Genomic DNA, 16764 nt, shown 5'->3' with positions numbered 1-16764 from the left:
GGTCAGGCGTGGCGGAAGCGGATGCGCGTGCCGGGCCGGGCCTGGGCGACGAGGTCGAGGCAGGCTCCCGTCACCACGGCGATCACCGGATACCCGCCGGTCACAGGGCCGTCGGCGAGCAGGATCGTCGGGCGCCCGCTGGGCGGCACCTGCAGCGCGCCGGGAACCATGCCCTCGCTCGGCAGCTCGCCGGCGCGCGCACGGACGAGCTCGGGACCGTCCAGCCGCACTCCCACGCGGTCGGCGTCGCCGGTGACCGTCCACACCGCGTCGAACAGCGCGGTGCCGGCGGCGAACCAGTCGGCACGGGGCCCCGGGGCGAGGTCGAGCTCCAGCTCGTCGTCGTGCGGCGCTCCCCACGACTGCGGCGGTGCGACCGGGATGGGAGTGGCGGGAACGTCGCCGACCGCGACGCGGTCGCCGGCCCGCAGCACCGCCGGCCCGAGTCCGGCCAGCAGGTCCGTCGCCCGCGAGCCGAGCACGGCCTGCGCGTCGATCCCGCCGCGCACCGCGACGTACGCGCGCGCGCCGTGCGTGAACCAGTCGATGTGCAGCTCGGTGCCGGCGGGCCACGCGTGGGCCGCGTACGGATCCACCTCGCGGCCGTCGAGGCGCACCGGCCCCCACGCGCCGGTCACCGCGACCCACGCGTCGGAATCGGCCACGGCGCGCCAGCCGCCCATGGTCACCTCGATCGCCGCCGCACCCTCGGGGTTGCCGAGCAGCCGGTTGGCGGTGCGCAGCGCGGTGCGGTCGAGGGCTCCCGACACCGCGACCCCGACCGCGGCCGCGCCTGCGCGCCCCAGGTCCTGCACGGTCGCGAGCAGCCCCGGTTCGACGATGCGCAGGGCCGCCGCGTGGGGCCGGGTGGCGGCATCCACCTCACTTCCGCGGTCGCTCACACCCGCGCCGGCGCCGACGTCGAGACCAGGCCGATCCGGCGTGAATCGACCTGTCTCGGCCGAGACACCTGTTCTGGGAGCCGGGACCGCAGACACCGATGCCGCCGACTGCGCGCCGACTGCGCGGAACCGCACCCGAGTGCCGGGGGCGAGAAGGGCGGGGGATGCCGCGGCAGGGTCGAACAGCGGGGCCGAGGTCGTTCCGATCAGGCGCCAGCCGCCCGGGGTGTCGCGCGGATACGCGCCCGAGAACGCGCCGGCGAGGCCGACCGAGCCGGCGGGGACGCGCGTGCGCGGTGACTCCAGACGCGGGACGTCGTAGGGCCAGTCGTCGCTGACGAGGTATCCGAAGCCGGGCGCGAAGCCGGTGAAGGCGACGCGCCAGCGAGCCTCGGCATGCCGATGCGCGAGCTCGTCGGGCGTCACGCCGAGCAGCCGGGCGGTCTCGTCCAGGTCGGCGCCGTCGTACGCGATGTCGAGCTCGACGAGCGGACCCGCGGCAGCGTCGCCGGGCTGCGCCACCTGCGCCGCGCGCAGCGCCCACGAACGCGCGGCCGCGATCGGCAGCATCCGGGGATCCAGGCGCACCAGCACGGTCCGCGCGGCGGGCACGAGGTCGGTGACGCCCGCGGGCGGAGAGGCGGCCAGCGCGGCATGCACCGCGAGCACCTCGTCGAGCCCGTCGACCTCGACGAGGAATGCGCGCTCGCCCATCGGCAGCGCCCGCGCGGTCACCACGGCGCCCGCACCTCCACCCCGGCAGCATCGAGCGCGGCTCGCACGGCACGCGCCATCGCGACGGCCGACGGCGAATCCCCGTGCACGCACAGCGACGCGGCGTCGGCCGGCACGAGCGTGCCGTCGACGGCCTCGACCAGGCCCTCGCGCGCGAGCCGCACGGCGCGCGCCGCGACCGCGGCCGGATCGTCCAGCAGCGCGCCCGGCTGCGTGCGCGGCACGAGCGCACCGTCGGGCAGATAGCCGCGGTCGAGGAACGCCTCGCGCACGAACGGAAGACACCGGGATGCCGCGGCCTGCTCGATCTCGCCGGGCAGACCGAGCACGGGCAGAGGCCGTCCGAGCCGGTCGGCCAGCGCGGCGACCGCGGCCGCCACGGCATCGGCCTGCACGCGGTCCGAGATCACGGCGTGGTACAGCGCGCCGTGCGGCTTCACGTAGCGGACGTCGGCGCCGGCGGCCACCAGGGCATCGAGCTGCGCGGCGACGGCGGCTTCGAGCTCCGCGGGGTCCATCGATATCGGCACCCGACCGAAGTTCGCGGGGTCGGGATAGGACGGGTGCGCGCCGACGGTCACCCCGAACCGCGCCGCCCGGGCGACCGCCTCGCGCATGGCGGCGGCATCCCCCGCGTGCCCGCCGCACGCGATGTTCGCACTGGAGATCACCGCGAACATCGCCTCGTCGTCGGCCGTCGGCACCCCGTCGACGGTCTCGCCCAGGTCCGCGTTGAGGTCGATCACCGCCATGGCTCCACGGTACTGCGGGCTCCGCGCCCGGGGACCGTCTCGGTCGCCGGGCAGAATTCCGTCTGTGCTCGGCCGGATGCCGCCGGCGAACGTTCTTCGCGTCGCCCGGCCGCGCGCGGACTGAATGATGCGCACCGCGGCGCGCGCACTGCGCACCCGGCTACCGTGGAGGCATGGCACGTGGGCGAGACGAGGCACCCGCTCCCTCGGTGAGGCTGGCGGACGGGACGATCGCCCGCGTCATCCCGTCGCCGTTCGGCGGCGGGTGGGAGCTCGACGTCGACGGCACTCCGCAGTCGCATGTCGACCTCGACGACCCGACGCACCTGCACTTCGAATACGTCGCGCGGATGGGCGCCGTGATCGACCGGCTCCGGATGCCGCGCCAGCCGCTGACCGCGATCCATCTGGGTGCGGGCGCGCTGACCATTCCGCGATACGTCGAGGCGACGCGGCCCGGTTCGCGGCAGCAGGTCGTCGAGCTGGAGCCGGCGCTGTGGGACCTCGTGCGTGAGAACCTGCCGCTCCCCCGCGGCGCGCAGATCCGGGTGCGCATCGGCGACGCCCGCGAGGCGCTCGGCCGGCTGCCCGCGGGGCTCGTGGGAGCGGCCGATCTCGTCGTGTCGGACGTGTACTCCGGCGCGCAGACCCCGGCCCACCTCACGACTGTCGAGTTCTTCACCGAGGCCGCCCGCTTCCTCGCACCCGACGGCGTGCTGCTCGTCAATGTCGCCGACGGTGCCGGGCTCGCGTTCGCCCGCCGCGAGGTCGCGACGGTGCAGGCCGTGCTCGAGCACGTGATCGTGCTGGCCGAGGTGCAGACGCTCAAGGGCCGGCGGTTCGGGAACCTCGTGATCGCGGCATCCCGCCGGCCGCTGCCCACCGAATGGCTGCCGCGTCTGATGGCCGCCGGCCCGCACCCCGCCAAGGTCGCCGAGGGCCGCGAGGTCGACGAGTTCGCCCGCGGCGCCCGGGTCGCCACCGATGCCGATGCGACCCCGTCGCCCAAGCCCTCGGCGTCGCTCTTCACGCGGTGACGCGTCGCCCGCGTTCTTGCTCGTTCGTCGAACTCTCCCAGAGGGTGGGTGGATGCCACCGACCGGCGTGGCACCCCTGCCCGGGCGACGGCGGCAGGCACACTGGAACGAGCCGCTCCGGCGCTGTGAAGGGAGTCACACGTGAGCTACATCAGCGGGTACGACCCCGACACTCTCCGCGAGAAGGTGAGCCCCACGCAATGCCGCGATCGTCTTGAAGAGATCGGCGAGCAGCGCAGCCTTCCGGCGCTCCTCGAGCGCGTGTGGCTGCTGAAGGTGCTCGACCGTCCCGACGAGGCGCTAGCGGTCTCGGAGCAGTCCGTGCGCGTCGCGCGCATGGCCGGCACCCGCAAGGACCTGCTGCGCGCCCGCATCCTGCACGCGACGGTGCTGCAGGCGCTGGGCAAGTACCCGGCGGCCTGGCAGGAGCTCACGACGTGCGCCGAAGAGGCCGAGGGGCAGGGATGGGCCGGCATCGGCGCCTTCGCCCATCTGCACCGCGGCAAGGTGAACTACGACGACGGCGAGTTCGAGGCGGCGCGCAAGGACTTCAAGCGCGCGCTGTTCCTGCGCCAGGAGTCGGGGGCGACCGAGGACCAGCTCGAGTCCGTGCTGATGGCCATCGACGCCGCGGACCGGCGCCGGGCCGCGGCATCCGTCGCCAGCTGAGGGATGCCTCAGCCATGAGTGTCGGAGATATGTTCTAACCTCGCGCACATGTCGGATTCACATCGCGTGCGGCAGTGGGCCGAGGCCCTGATCGCCGCCCACCTCGACCCGTCGTGGACGTTCGGCTTCGACAACGCCAAGCGCCGCGCCGGTCTGTGCGACTACACGCACAAGCGCATCAGCGTGTCGCGCTACCTGTCGGCCAAGTACGACGACGACACCAACCACCAGACGCTCCTGCACGAGGTCGCGCACGCGCTGGCCGGTGCGCGCGCGGGGCACGGTCCGCGGTGGAAGGCGATCGCCCGCGACCTCGGCTACGTCGGCGGGACGACCCACCACGGCGAGACCGCGACCGAGCTCGCCCCGTGGATCGGGGTGTGCCCCGCCGGGCACACCGCGTACCGGCACCGCAGAGCCACGCGCCCCACGTCGTGCGCCAGGTGCGCGCGCACGTTCGACGAGCGGTACCTGTTCACCTGGACCCGTCGCGAGATCACTCCAGCCGCACGACTGGCGGCGCTCACACCGCGGTAGGCCGGAGTCCGCGTCAGTACGCGACGAAGGCGCCGTCGCGCAGGACGGGGACGACGGATGCCGCATCCACCGCCGCGGCGCCGAGCACCTCGTCGCGGGCGTCGCGGGCGAGCAGCTCCTGTCCCGAGCCGCTCGCGGTGAGCAGGTGCCGCAGCGCGCCGCGCAGTCCGCGGAACGCCTCGGCGGCGGCGGCCGCATCGGGCGAGGTGTGATCGATCCCGAGCACGCCGAGGGCGTCGACGATCGCGCCGGCGCCGAGCTGGTCCTCGACCGCGAAGCGCAACGACGCTCCCGCGTCGCGACCGGTGAGCTCGCCGCCCGCGATCACCGACACGGCGGTGCGGTCGCCGCGACGCCGCTGCACGTCGAGCACGGTCTCGGCGACGGCTCGCGCGTTGCGCAGGCATCCGAGCAGCACGGTGGCTCCCGCGGCGGCCGCGGCCTGCGCGATCGCGGCGCCGTTGATCGACACCGCATGCGCCGACGCGTCCAGCGGCACGCAGTCGCCTCGGGCGACGGCATCCGTCACCGTCGTCGAGAACCGCAGCACATCGACCACGACGACGATCTCGGCCGGCGCGAGTCTGGCGAGGCCTGCCGCGCCCCACTCGTGGCGGACCTGGTAGCGGTGCTGATCGAAGGGCGTCTCGGGCATCCGTCCAGCGTAGGCGCGAGAGGGCGCCGTCCGTCCTCAGCTGAGGTGTATCGCCCCGGATGCGCAGCGGTACGCAGATCCGACCCCGCACCTCGGCAATCGCCCTCGGATGAGGAGCCGCGATCGCGGCGCGGTGACACACTGAAGCATGCGGATCCTGCTGAAGTTCGTGATCGACTGCGACCCCGACGCGGCCTGGCGGGCGCTGCATTCGCCGCGGGCCGTCGCCGAGCTGTACGGCCCGCTGCTCGACCTGGAGCCGCTCGTGCCGTCCGGGCTGCCGACGAGCTGGAGCCCCGGCGACGACGTGCCGGTGCAGCTCGCCGCGTTCGGCAAGGTGCCGATGGGGCGGCAGCTGATCCACGCCGGCGAACGGTTCGTCGACGAGCCCGCCGGGCAGGTGCGCATCTTCCGCGACAGCGGCATCCCGCTCACCGGACCGCTGTCGAGCCTGGACGTGTGGGACCACCAGATGGCCGTCTCGCCCGCACCCGGCGAGCCCGGCAGGACGCTGTGGCGCGACCGGCTCGTCTTCGCCGGTCCGACGGCGGGGATCCTGTGGCCGGTGCTGTGGAGCGCATGGCAGTGGCGCGAAGCGCGCGTGAAGGCGCTCGCACCCGGCTGGGCTCACGAGCTCCCCGAGGCCGGTTCCGACCCCGCCGCCTGATCCCGCCGCCTGATCCCGCCGCCTCAGACCTGTGGGATCACCGTCAGCACGCGGGCGACGTACTCGAGCAGCTTCTCCATGTACATGCGGAGGAACTGCTCCGTCGCGGGCACGGTCACCTCGCCGCTTGGCTCGATGAGGCCGGGCGTGAAGTGGATGTACGCCTCGGGCGTGGTCATCTGACGGGCGTTGAGGAAGCTCAGCGTGCTGCGCAGCGACTGCTGCCCGACGGCGGTGCCGATCTGGCCCGCCGAGGCGCCGATCACGCCGACCGGCTTGTCGGACCACGCGTTCTGCCCCCAGGGCCGGCTGCCCCAGTCGATCGCGTTCTTGAGGGCGCCGGGGAGGGACCGGTTGTACTCCGGCGTGACGAACAGCAGGGCGTCCGCCGAGCGCACGGCCGCCTTGAAGTCGAGCGCGCTCTGCGGGTAGTCCGCATCGAGGTCGCGGTTGTAGAGCGGAAGGTCGGCGTACGAGATCTCGAAGAACTCGAGCTCGGGCGGCGCCAGCTTCTCCAGCGCAAGGGCGAGGCGGCGGTTGATGGACTCGCGCGACAGGCTGCCGATGATGACGCCGACGCGATAGGGCGGTTCGTGCTCAACGATCTCGATCTGCATGAGGCCAGCCTGCACCCGTGCCCGCCCGAACGCACCCCCTCGGTATCACTCGGGCCTGCGGCATCCTCTCCCCTGCATGGAGACCGCCACACAGGAGTCGTCCGCACGCACGCTCGTGCTGTGCCTGGACGGGACGGGCAGCGAGCCGGAGTCCGGCGTCACCAACGTCGCGCGGCTGTACGCGATGGCCGTCAAGGACGATCGGCAGCTCGTGTTCTACGACCCCGGCGTCGGCACGATGGGCGCGCGCGGCGCGGTCACGCCGTTCGGCGCCTGGCTCACTCGCACGGCGGGGCTCATCGTCGGCTACGGCATCCGCGACAACATCGCCGACGCGTACGTCTGGCTGATGAGCCAGTACCGCGCCGGCGACCGCATCATGCTGTTCGGCTTCAGCCGCGGCGCCTACACCGCGGTGGCGCTCGCGGGCGTGCTGCGCAGCGTCGGGCTGCTGCGCCCGGGCGCCGAGAACCTCGTCCCGTACGCGCTCAAGATGGCCCTCGCGCACGGCGATGAGAACAGAAGGGCGGTCCCCGCATCCTCTCCCGACTCCGCCGGCGCGCCGCCCGCAGCCTCGGGGCGCGCGGGCTCAGCCGCCGACAAGGCGTTCTGGCGCACCAGAGGGGACTTCGACCACGGGTTCGGCAACCCCGACTTCGAGCGGTTCGCCAAGCCGGTGACCTTCCTCGGCGTCTGGGACACCGTCAAGTCGGTCGGGTGGTTCAACCTGCGGGCGCGGTTCGAGCAGGTGCGCTGGCCGTTCACGCGCAACCTCGACGGCGTGCGGACCGGCCGGCTGGCGCTCGCACTCGACGAGAACCGCCGCGCGTTCACCGAGTACAGGTTCGGCGCCGACAGGCACGGCGTGCGGATCGTGGACGACCCGAAGCGCGACGCCCGCGAGATGTGGTTCGCCGGCGTCCACAGCGACATCGGTGGCACGTTCGAGGACGACCACGGGCTGTCGGACCTTTCGCTGGAATGGATGGCTGCCGAGGCGGCCGCCGCAGGCCTGCGGATCGACCCGAACGCGTACGACGAGCTGCTCGGCGTGACCGGTGGAGCGCCCGTGCCGTCCGAGCGGGCCGAAGGCCGCATCCACCGCCACCAGTGGTACTGGGCGATCGCGGGGCTCGGCTGGCGCCGACGTCATCCCGCGCGCGCGGACCACCTGCATCCGTCGGTGCAGCATCGCATCGACGTCACCGCGGCGAGCGCCGCGCCGTACCGGATCACGTGGGAGAAGTGACATGCCCGAGAGCGTCCAGTTCGCCGAGCCGTCCGATGAGCCGCGCACGCATGTGAGCCTGCGGCTGATCGCGCAGGATCCCGCGGTGAAGGGCGACGACGAGCGCATCCTCACCGCGAAGGTCAAGGTGCCGTGGTCGCGCATGGAGGACGGCCCGCGCGGTGCACGGCTGCATGTCGTCGACTTCGACACCGCGACCGGCGAGTACCTCAAGCATCCCGGCATCGCCGACGACGACGTGTTCGCCGACGCCGACGACGACGATCTGATCCGCGACAAGGCCTTCCACGCACAGCACGTCTACGCCACGGCGGCGCGCACCCTCGCGACGTTCGAGTCGGCGCTCGGACGCCGGCTGTCCTGGGGGTTCGGCGGTCACCACCTGTACCTCGTGCCGCACGCGTTCGCCGAGGCCAACGCGTTCTACTCGGGCGACGACCACGCCGTGCTCTTCGGGTACGTGCCGGCGACCGGGGACGGCGAGCGCGACGCCGTCTACACGTGCCTCAGCCACGACGTCGTGGTGCACGAGACGACGCATGCCGTGCTCGACGGGCTGCGCCATCGATTCCTCGAGCCGAGCCTTCCCGACCAGGCGGCCTTCCACGAGGGCTTCGCCGACATCGTCGCGCTGCTGTCGGTGTTCTCGATGCGCCCCGTGGTCGAGCAGGCGCTCGGCAAGGCGAGGCAGGACGGCCGCATCTCGCGCAGTCAGGTCGCGCCGGAACGGCTGCGGCGCAGCGTCCTGACCGGTGTCGCCGAGCAGATCGGCCGGGTGCTGACGCAAGGACGCGGCGCGCTGCGGCGCTCGGCGCTGCATCCGCCGCCCGCCGACTGGGCCGAGCGGCCGCAGTACGGCGAACCGCATCGCCGCGGCGAGGTGCTCGTCGCGATCGTGCTCGACGTGCTGATCGACATCTGGGCGAAGCGGCTCGAGGCGCTGTTCTCGCAGCCCGAGGGCACGCGGCGCGGCAAAGAGGTCACCGTCGATCGGGCCCGCGCCGCCGAGGAGGGCGTGAAGGCCGCATCCCAGCTGCTCACGATGCTGATCCGCGGCCTCGATTACCTGCCTCCGGTCGAGTTCGAGTTCTCGGACCTGCTCGATGCCGTGCTGCTCGCCGACGCCGAGGTGGTTCCCGACGACGACCTCGGGTACCGGCAGCTGCTGGTGGAGCGGTTCGGGGCGGCCGGCATCCATCGTCCTCGCGACCGCGTCGCTAACGTGCTCGACGCCGAGCTCGCGCCCCGCTACCTGGGGATCAACTACGCGGGACTGCGCAGCGACCGCGACGAGGTCTTCCGGTTCCTGTGGCAGAACGCACTGCGGCTGAACATCAACACCCGGTATTACACGGTCGTCGAATCGGTCCTGCCGACGCAGCGGATCGGCCCCGATGGCCTCATCGTGCCGGAGTCGGTCGCGACCTATGTGCAGATGGTCGACCTCACCGCCGGCGAGCTGCAGGAGGAGAGCGAGCTCGCGCTCCCCGACGGCGTCACGCGCGACACCCCGGTGCAGCTGTTCGGCGGCGGCACGCTCGTCTTCGACCAGTTCGGGCGGCTCAAGCTCCACATCTACAAGCGCATCGATGACTGGCGCCGCCAGCTGCGGCGCCTCGACTACCTCGACCGCACCGGGCGCCGCGACACGCGCAAGCGCCTGGGATTCTCGGAGGGCACCGCGCGCGGTCAGGCCTTCGCCGCCCTCCACAGCACCGAGCTCAGCTCCGGGGAGGCATGGTGAGCACTCCGATCCGCGTCCGCGTCCGCATGTACCAGGTCGGTTTCGGCGACTGCTTCCTGATCTCGGTCGAGTACGACGAGCCCCTGGCCGACGGCCGCGCCGAACGCCACCTGCTGATCGACTACGGCACGAGTCACTCGCCCCGCAAGGGCTTCGCGCGCGGGCGCATGGCCGAGGTCGCGGCGCTGATCGAGCAGCACACCCACGGCGAGCTCGATGTGCTCGCCGTCACGCACCGCCATCGCGATCACCTGCGCGGCTTCGAGGTCGACGCCGGCGCGGCGATCATGCGCAAGCTGGCGCCCAAGGTCGTGCTGCGCTCGTGGACCGAGGACCCGGCACTGGCGGTGGATGCCACCGGCCCGGGAGGCGGGGCTGCCCTGGCCGGCGCAGCCGCCGCCGGTGCGGCCTCGGCCGACGGGGCTGCGGCTGCAGCGGCCGCGGACGGCGCCGTGGGAGCGGCATCCACCGCTTATGCACAGTCGCTGGCTCGCACGCAGGGCCACACCGCACGCCTGGCCGGGCTCGTCGGGCTCGACGACGACGTGCGGGCCGCCGCCGAGGATCAGCTGAAGAACGCGGAGGCGGTCGCGCTGCTCGACGAGCTCTCGAAGGACGGCCGCGGCCGCTACTTGTATGCGGGCGCGGACGCCGGGCTCGCCGAGCTGATCCCGGGGCTCACCACGACGGTGCTGGGACCGCCGACAGTGGACCAGGACGAGCGGGTCGCGAAGCAGGCGGCCGACGACAAGGAGTACTGGCTCGCGGCGCTGGACGCCTCCCTCGCCCTGACATCGGCGACACCCGAGGTCGAGCTGGACGGCGACGCCCGTGCGGCGATGCCGGTCGGGCCGGGACCGGTGCGCTGGCTCGTCGAGCACCTGCAGAGCCAGCGGACGCACTCGATGCTGCGCCTCGTGCGCAATCTCGACGACGCGCTCAACAACACCAGCCTGCTGCTGCTGTTCGAGTTCGAGAAGCTGAAGCTGCTGTTCCCCGGCGATGCGCAGATCGAGAACTGGCAGTACACGCTCGACCGCCTCGACGATGAGCCCGCCCTCCGAGACCGCCTCGCCACTGTCGACCTGTACAAGGTGGGGCATCACGGCAGCCGCAACGCGACGCCGCGGTCGTTGTGGGGGCTGTGGAAGGAGCGCTCCGACGACCTGCCGAAGCTCACCGCGCTGATGTCGACCCGCCGTGACGTGCACGGCGACGCCATCGACACCGCCGTGCCGCAGGACCAGCTCGTCATGGCGCTGCACGAGGTCGCAGACGTCTACTCGACCGACGAGCCCGTGAGCAGCGAGGCGTTCGTCGAGCTCGTGGCAGAGGTCGGCGTCGGCGGGCCGTTCCGCCCGGTGCCGCCCCCCGGTCGTTGAGCGAGCGCAGCGAGACGAATCGCCGCGAGCCGCCCATCGGATCCGGCCGCCCCGCAACAGATGCGGAGCGGCCGGGTACTCGAGAGCGTCTCGCCGCGTTTCGACTTCGCTCCTTCGTCGCTCCGCGGGGCGCCCGGGTGGCGGGCGCGCGGGGCTCAGTCCGCGAGCGCCTCGACCGGGGCGACGCGGGTGGCCAGACGCGTCGGGACGACGGCGGCGACGAGGGTCAGCACAGCGGTCGCTGCCACGATGATGGCGACGGGAAGCCACGGCACGGCCGGGGCCACGAACGTCGGAGCCGACCACGACGGCGGTACCGCCACCGAACCCAGGAGCGACTGCGCGCCGGCCCAGCCGTAGGCGATGCCGAGCACGAGGCCGGTCGCCGTCGCGGCGATCGTGATGTGCGCGGCCTCCAGCAGCACCATGCGGCGCACCTGACCGGTCGACACCCCGAGCGCGCGCAGCAGGCCGAGTTCGCGCTGACGCTGCACCACGCCGATCGTGAGCAGGTTGACCAGCCCCACGGCGGCGATGACCGCCGCGACCGCGACGAGCCCCATCATGATGGCCGCGAACGTGTCGATCAGCGTCGTCATCTCCACCGGAGCCTCGCCGTCGCCCGACGCGATCATCACCGCCTTCACGGTCTCCAGCGCAACGGCGAACATGGTCACGAGGGTCACGCCCATCACCACGCCGATCGCCATGCGGCTCGAGCGCTCCGGGTAGCGCAGTGCGTTCTCGGCAGCGAGACGCGCCGTCGCCGAGCCGCCGAACAGTCGTCCGACGAGGCGAAGCACGGGCGGCATCACGAGCGTCGCGCCGAGCGCGAGGCCCGTGAACGAGAACACTCCCCCGAAGAACGCCACGATCACGCCGAGCGGCGACAGCAGCCCGAGCGCGATGCCGCCGGCCAGCAGCGCCGCGCCGACGAGGAAGAGCGTGATCGCCACGCCGTTGCGCGCGCCGCGACGCGTGAACGCGTCGTGCGACGCCTCGACCGACCCCCCGAGCGCCTGCAGCGGCGTCACCGTCAGCACTCGGCGCGAGCCCGCCCATGCGGCGGCCCACGTGGTGAGCGCCACCACGACGGCCGGGATCACCAGCACGGGCTGCAGCACGGCGTAGTCGACGTCCTCGAGTCCCAGCGCCGATGTGGCCAGCACGACGCCCGCCCACGAGAGCAGTGTGCCGCCCACGAGCCCGACCCCCGCACCGATGACGCCGACGACGAGCCCCTGCCGGGCGACCTCCTCACGCTGCGACCGCGCCGATGCGCCGATCAGTCGCAGCAGCGCGATGCGGCGCGTGCGACCGGCGATGACTGTCGCGAACGTGTTGGCCGTCACGATCGACGCGACGTACACCGCGACGCCGATCAGCAGGAAGCTCATGATCACGAGCACGACCGCGAGGGTGCCGCTGTCGCCGATGTACGGGTTCGCCTTCAGCATCGCCGCGATGAATCCGGTCGCGCTCAGCAGGATCGCACCGAACGCGCTCGAGATGGCCGCGACCAGGATGCTCCCGCCCATGCCGCGCTCGCGCAGCCACGACAGCGGCGCGCTGCGCTGGTGGCCAGTGGATGCCGCAGCCGGCGGCATCCCGGTCCCCCGCGTCTCGACGACGGCGGTCATGATGCCACCTGCGCGACCGGGACGGCCGTGGCCGGAACGGCCGACGCGGCCGTGCCGAGCTCTGACGCGAGCATGTAGGCCGAGATCTCTTCTGCGCTCTGCCGCGGCTTGTCGGCGACGATGCGGCCGTCGCCGAGGAACAGCACCCGGTCGGCGTGCGAGGCGGCGACGGGGTCGTGGGTCACCATCGCGATCGACTGGCCGTGCTCGCGCGTGGCCGCAGCGAGGAGAGCGAGCACCTCGCGGCCCGAGCGCGAGTCGAGGTTGCCGGTCGGCTCGTCGGCGAACACCAGATCGGGGGCCGTGGCCAAGGCGCGCGCGATCGCGACGCGCTGCTGCTGGCCGCCCGACAGCTGATGCGGACGGTGGTTCAGGCGCGTGGCGAGCCCGAGACGCTCGACGAGGCCGTCGATGCGGGCCTTCTCCAGCGCGGTCGGCCGACGCCCGTCGAGGTCGAACGGCAGCATGATGTTGCCGAGCGCGTCGAGCGTGGGCACGAGGTTGAACGCCTGGAACACGAAGCCGACGCGGCGTCGCCGCAGGATCGTGAGCTCGAGGTCCGAGAGGCCGGTGATGTCGGTGTCGCCGATCCATGCCCGCCCCGAGGTCGGAGCGTCGAGCCCCGCCATGATGTGCATGAGGGTCGACTTGCCCGAGCCCGATGGCCCCATGATCGCGGTGAACTCGCCACGGCGGATGCCGACGCTCACCCCGTCGAGCGCGTGGACGGCGCTCTCGCCGGCGCCGTAGGTCTTGGTGAGCTGCTGCACCCGGGCGGCGAGGCCCAGGTCGGTCGATGAGAGTTCCATGCCTACGACGGTATGGACGACCCGGGCCCCTCCGCGTCGGCCGGGAGAGGCATCCCGCTACATCGCGAGGATGATCCGCTCACCCACCCCGCTCGTTGAGCGGAGCGAGGAACGAGCGAAGACGAAACGCCGCGAGCCGCTGTCGGGAACCCGGCCCATCGCGTACGTCGCGAAAGGGTCACGTCCGATGGGCGGCTCGCGGCGTTTCGTCTCGCTCCGCTCGCTCAACGACCGGCGGCTGCGACGCCCTGGTGCAGCGCCTCGTGCTCGTGGGGCAGCAGCTGCTCGTCGCCGCGGAACTCGTACGGCGTACCGGTCCCGGTCTCGATGAGGGCCTTGAGGCTGTGGTTCACGAACATGCTCCACGCGTTCGCGCAGGTCTCGTAGCAGGGCACGTCGGTCGCGAGTCCCTCGTGCGTGAACACGACGGTGGCCCCCTCGCCGGCCGGCGCGATCTCGAACCGCACTGTCGTGCCGTTCCATTCCTGGTGGTCGTCGACGAAGTCGAGATAGCTGCCGGTCACGAGCCACTCGACCAGGCGGCCGGGTTCCAGTGCCACGACACGGAAGCCGCTGTAGTGCAGCCCGGGCACGACGTAGACGAACTCGCCATCGACTGCCGTCGTCGTGCCGGTGGTGCGCCCCCACCAGGCGGAGACGTCGTTGATCGCGTCGAAAGCCTGTTGCGGCGAGCCCGAGACGGTGATCGTGGTGGTGTAGTCCTCCGACATGACGTACTCCTTCGATAACTGACTTGCGTGATGAAAGTGAGCGTAGACCCGCTCGCTTTCATCACGCAAGCACCGTTTCACGACTCCGGAGACGCCGCCTCATCCGAGGTCAGCAGGATCGCGTTCCCGTCGGGGTCCTCGACGATCGCCGCGTAGGGCCCGAACGTCTGTGTGGGCGGCATCCGCCCGACATAACCGGCCGCGATGAGCTCGTTCCAGCGGCTGTCGACGACGGCATCCTCACCCACATAGAACTCGAGCATCTGCGAGTAGCCGCGCCCTTCGGGGCGCGACCACGTCGGGTCGTACCTCGACGCGAAGTCCGACGTGAGCAGCAGCGTCACCCCGCTGCCCATCCGATGCCCGACGACGGGGCGTCCGCCCGGCACGACGTCGGGGATCGCGAGTCCCAGCCGCTGGTAGAAGCGCACGGATGCCTCCAGGTCGGCGACTTCGAGGACGACCATGCTCAGCTGAAGTTCCATGCGCCGATCCTGGCGCATGCCGCCGACACGCGGCTAGGCGAGGTCGTGCTCGAACGCGAACACCACCAGCTGCACGCGGTCACGCAGTCCCAGCTTGGTGAGGATGCGGCTGATGTGCGTCTTGACCGTCGCCTCCGAGAGGAACTCGCGCGCGGCGATCTCGGCGTTGGACAGTCCTCTCGCGGCCAGCGCGAAGATCTCGCGCTCCCGCTCGGTGAGTTCGAGGTAGGCGGCCGGCACCGGTCGGGCGACGGCATCCGAGAATCTCTCGAACAGCTCGCGAGTGGCGGATGCCGCGATCACGGCCGATCCGGAGTGCACGGTGCGGATCGCCGCGAGCAGGAACTCGGGGTCGGCGTCCTTCAGCAGGAACCCGCTCGCACCCTGCCGGATCGCCCGCGCCGCGGCCTCGTCGAGGTCGAAAGTGGTGAGCATCACGATGCGCGGCGACGGTGTCCCCTCCGCGCGCGGATCGGTGAGCAGCTCGGCCGTCGCTGCGAGACCGTCCATCACAGGCATGCGGATGTCCATGAGCACGACGTCGGGCGCGGTCGCCCTGACCATCGCGACGCCCTCGCGCCCGTCCGAGGCCTCGCCCACGACCTCGAGGTCGGGCTGCGAGTCGACGAGCATGCGGATGCCGGCGCGGAACAGTGCCTGGTCGTCGACGAGCGCGACGCGGATCATGCGGGTCCTCCGATCGGGATGACGGCGAGGACGACGAAGTCGCCGCCCTCGGCTCCCGCGTCCAGGCGCCCGCCGGCCAGCTGCGCGCGCTCGCGCATGCCGATGATCCCGTGTCCCGGCGACTCGCCGCGAGCCGTCGTGGAACGGAGGGGATTGCGCACCGACAGCTCGACGCGGGCGGGGAGCCAGGAGAGGCGGACGTCGACGGCGCCGCCGGGGGCGCCGTGGCGGAGGGCGTTCGTCAGCGCCTCCTGCAGGATGCGGTAGACCGCGAGCTGCACGGCCGCCGGCGGTGCGCCGGGCGGCACCGGGTCGACATCGACCCGCAGCGGGACGCCCGCCGCGCGCACCTGGGCGTAGACCTCTTCGAGGTCGGCGATGGTCGGCTGGGGCCCGTCGCCCTGCCGGTGCCGCAGCTGGCCGAGGAGCAGCCGCACGTCGGCGAGCGCCGACCGCGCCGTGGTCGAGATCGTCGCGAGCGCCTCGGTCGCGACGGCGGGATCCGACGATGCCGCGTAGCGCGCGCCATCGGCCTGGGCGATCACGACCGCGAGGGAATGGGCCACGACATCGTGCATGTCGCGGGCGATGCGCACGCGCTCCTGCTCGGCTGCCGTCTCTTCCTCGGCGCGGTGCTGCGCCTCGCGGTTCTCGCGCGCCCGCACAGCGGTGCGCACCAGCGCGCCCGTCGTCCACGACAGTCCCAGTGCGAACGCGGCAGCCACCAGCAGCACGAGCGCCAGCGGCAGCGTCTGCCACGTCAGCCCGCCGCCCGCGAAGGACGGGCCTGCGAACAGGTAGACGGTGATCACCAGCGCGCCGATGAGCGTCGACGCGAACCCGACCCAGTAGACGACGCGCGACCCGTACGCGGCTGTCGCGTACAGCACGCCGAAGATCGCGATGTCGCTGAAGCTCGGCGGCCGGCCCAGTCCCATCTGCACGAGCGCCCCGGCCCACGCCAGCCCGAGCGCGAGGGGCGGCGACAGCCGGCGCAGCGCCAGCGCGGACGAGAACAGCGCGGCGATGAGGCCGCCGAACAGCAGCTGGCCCACCGAGGCGAGGTGGTACTCCACCCCGAACGCACCGACGACGAGGACCGATTCGATGGGCCACGCGATCAGGAAGAAGACCAGGGCGATCGAGACGTCGACGACGAGCTGGTACGTCTTCAGTCGGCGGAACACCGTCTCACGGTACGGGAGGAACGGGTGACCCGGCATCCGTCGCGCGCTGTAATCGCCGGGATGCGGCATCCCTCGTCCGATGTATGCACCACGGCGGCCGGGGCCACGGAAAGGTCTGCTGGGCCGACCATTGCGCCGCACCCGGCGAGGCTTTACTGTCGCGTCACAGGCCGAAACCGACGGGAAACGTCGAGTCGACAGGATCGGGGAAGCAGGGGTGCTCCTCCGGTCGGACCCCGTCGGTCCTCCACCCGAGGGACCGGAGCGAGCACCTGCCCG

The 16764-nt window shown here is 72.3% G+C and carries 17 protein-coding genes; 7 read left to right on the top strand and 10 right to left on the bottom strand.

Annotated features, from left to right (window positions below; translation table 11 throughout):
* Positions 1–2 precede the first annotated feature (2 nt).
* On the bottom strand, positions 3–1640 hold the full coding sequence (locus ABEA46_RS12540; protein WP_345544893.1) for a 5-oxoprolinase subunit B/C family protein: 1638 nt from the start codon (positions 1638–1640) through the stop codon (positions 3–5).
* On the bottom strand, positions 1634–2389 hold the full coding sequence (locus tag ABEA46_RS12535) for a 5-oxoprolinase subunit PxpA (RefSeq protein ID WP_345544892.1): 756 nt from the start codon (positions 2387–2389) through the stop codon (positions 1634–1636). The genes ABEA46_RS12540 and ABEA46_RS12535 overlap by 7 nt, the downstream gene beginning before the upstream one ends.
* 173 nt (positions 2390–2562) lie before the next feature.
* Here ABEA46_RS12535 and ABEA46_RS12530 point away from each other — a divergent pair, with 173 nt between their 5' ends.
* From ABEA46_RS12530 to ABEA46_RS12520, 3 genes are all read left to right on the top strand, one after another.
* Positions 2563–3426, top strand: coding sequence for a spermidine synthase (locus ABEA46_RS12530; protein ID WP_345544891.1), 864 nt, complete (start codon positions 2563–2565; stop codon positions 3424–3426).
* Between the two features lie 141 nt (positions 3427–3567).
* Positions 3568–4095, top strand: coding sequence for a hypothetical protein (locus ABEA46_RS12525; protein ID WP_345544890.1), 528 nt, complete (start codon positions 3568–3570; stop codon positions 4093–4095).
* A 48-nt stretch (positions 4096–4143) separates the two neighbouring features.
* Positions 4144–4632: a SprT-like domain-containing protein gene (locus ABEA46_RS12520; RefSeq protein ID WP_345544889.1), complete on the top strand. Its 489-nt coding sequence runs from the start codon at positions 4144–4146 to the stop codon at positions 4630–4632.
* A gap of 13 nt (positions 4633–4645) precedes the next feature.
* Here ABEA46_RS12520 and ABEA46_RS12515 read toward each other — a convergent pair whose 3' ends face one another.
* Entirely contained in the window at positions 4646–5287 is a 642-nt protein-coding gene (locus ABEA46_RS12515) for a 2-phosphosulfolactate phosphatase (RefSeq protein ID WP_345544888.1), read from the bottom strand.
* Between the two features lie 148 nt (positions 5288–5435).
* Here ABEA46_RS12515 and ABEA46_RS12510 point away from each other — a divergent pair, with 148 nt between their 5' ends.
* Entirely contained in the window at positions 5436–5954 is a 519-nt protein-coding gene (locus tag ABEA46_RS12510; RefSeq protein ID WP_345544887.1) for a hypothetical protein, read from the top strand.
* A 23-nt stretch (positions 5955–5977) separates the two neighbouring features.
* Here the strand turns inward: ABEA46_RS12510 and ABEA46_RS12505 are convergent, their stop codons facing one another.
* The gene (locus tag ABEA46_RS12505) at positions 5978–6571 is read right to left on the bottom strand and encodes an NADPH-dependent FMN reductase (RefSeq protein WP_345544886.1); all 594 of its coding nucleotides are present in this window, start codon (positions 6569–6571) and stop codon (positions 5978–5980) included.
* A 76-nt stretch (positions 6572–6647) separates the two neighbouring features.
* On the opposite strand from ABEA46_RS12505, the gene ABEA46_RS12500 reads away from it, so the two are divergent.
* The 3 genes from ABEA46_RS12500 to ABEA46_RS12490 are packed head-to-tail and all read left to right on the top strand — an operon-like array spanning position 6648 to position 10946.
* Positions 6648–7820 carry a DUF2235 domain-containing protein gene (locus ABEA46_RS12500; RefSeq protein ID WP_345544885.1) on the top strand — a complete coding sequence of 391 codons (1173 nt, stop codon included), beginning with the start codon at positions 6648–6650 and terminating at the stop codon, positions 7818–7820.
* Position 7821: 1 nt separating this feature from the next.
* Positions 7822–9564 carry a gluzincin family metallopeptidase gene (locus tag ABEA46_RS12495; protein ID WP_345544884.1) on the top strand — a complete coding sequence of 581 codons (1743 nt, stop codon included), beginning with the start codon at positions 7822–7824 and terminating at the stop codon, positions 9562–9564.
* Positions 9561–10946 (top strand): ComEC/Rec2 family competence protein, encoded by a 1386-nt coding sequence (locus ABEA46_RS12490; RefSeq protein WP_345544883.1) that lies wholly within the window; start codon positions 9561–9563, stop codon positions 10944–10946. Before ABEA46_RS12495 ends, ABEA46_RS12490 begins: the two co-directional genes overlap by 4 nt.
* Positions 10947–11101: 155 nt before the next feature.
* Here ABEA46_RS12490 and ABEA46_RS12485 read toward each other — a convergent pair whose 3' ends face one another.
* From ABEA46_RS12485 to ABEA46_RS12460, 6 genes are all read right to left on the bottom strand, one after another.
* A complete protein-coding gene (locus ABEA46_RS12485; protein ID WP_345544882.1) occupies positions 11102–12586 on the bottom strand; it encodes an ABC transporter permease in 1485 nt (494 codons plus the stop codon).
* Entirely contained in the window at positions 12583–13395 is an 813-nt protein-coding gene (locus tag ABEA46_RS12480) for an ABC transporter ATP-binding protein (RefSeq protein ID WP_345544881.1), read from the bottom strand. Before ABEA46_RS12480 ends, ABEA46_RS12485 begins: the two co-directional genes overlap by 4 nt.
* 224 nt (positions 13396–13619) lie before the next feature.
* Positions 13620–14126 carry an SRPBCC family protein gene (locus ABEA46_RS12475; protein WP_345544880.1) on the bottom strand — a complete coding sequence of 169 codons (507 nt, stop codon included), beginning with the start codon at positions 14124–14126 and terminating at the stop codon, positions 13620–13622.
* A gap of 77 nt (positions 14127–14203) precedes the next feature.
* Positions 14204–14611, bottom strand: a complete 408-nt coding sequence (locus ABEA46_RS12470; RefSeq protein ID WP_345544879.1) for a VOC family protein — start codon at positions 14609–14611, stop codon at positions 14204–14206.
* A gap of 33 nt (positions 14612–14644) precedes the next feature.
* Positions 14645–15298, bottom strand: coding sequence for a response regulator (locus tag ABEA46_RS12465; protein ID WP_345544878.1), 654 nt, complete (start codon positions 15296–15298; stop codon positions 14645–14647).
* Positions 15295–16485, bottom strand: a complete 1191-nt coding sequence (locus ABEA46_RS12460; protein ID WP_345544877.1) for a sensor histidine kinase — start codon at positions 16483–16485, stop codon at positions 15295–15297. The genes ABEA46_RS12465 and ABEA46_RS12460 overlap by 4 nt, the downstream gene beginning before the upstream one ends.
* Positions 16486–16764: the final 279 nt, after the last annotated feature.

Origin of the sequence: Microbacterium jejuense (assembly GCF_039544225.1) — a bacterium.
In the GTDB taxonomy this organism is placed as follows: Bacteria; Actinomycetota; Actinomycetes; order Actinomycetales; family Microbacteriaceae; genus Microbacterium; species Microbacterium jejuense.
The sequence above is the reverse complement of the archived record's forward strand: the minus strand, read 5'-3'. Positions and strand labels throughout refer to the sequence as shown.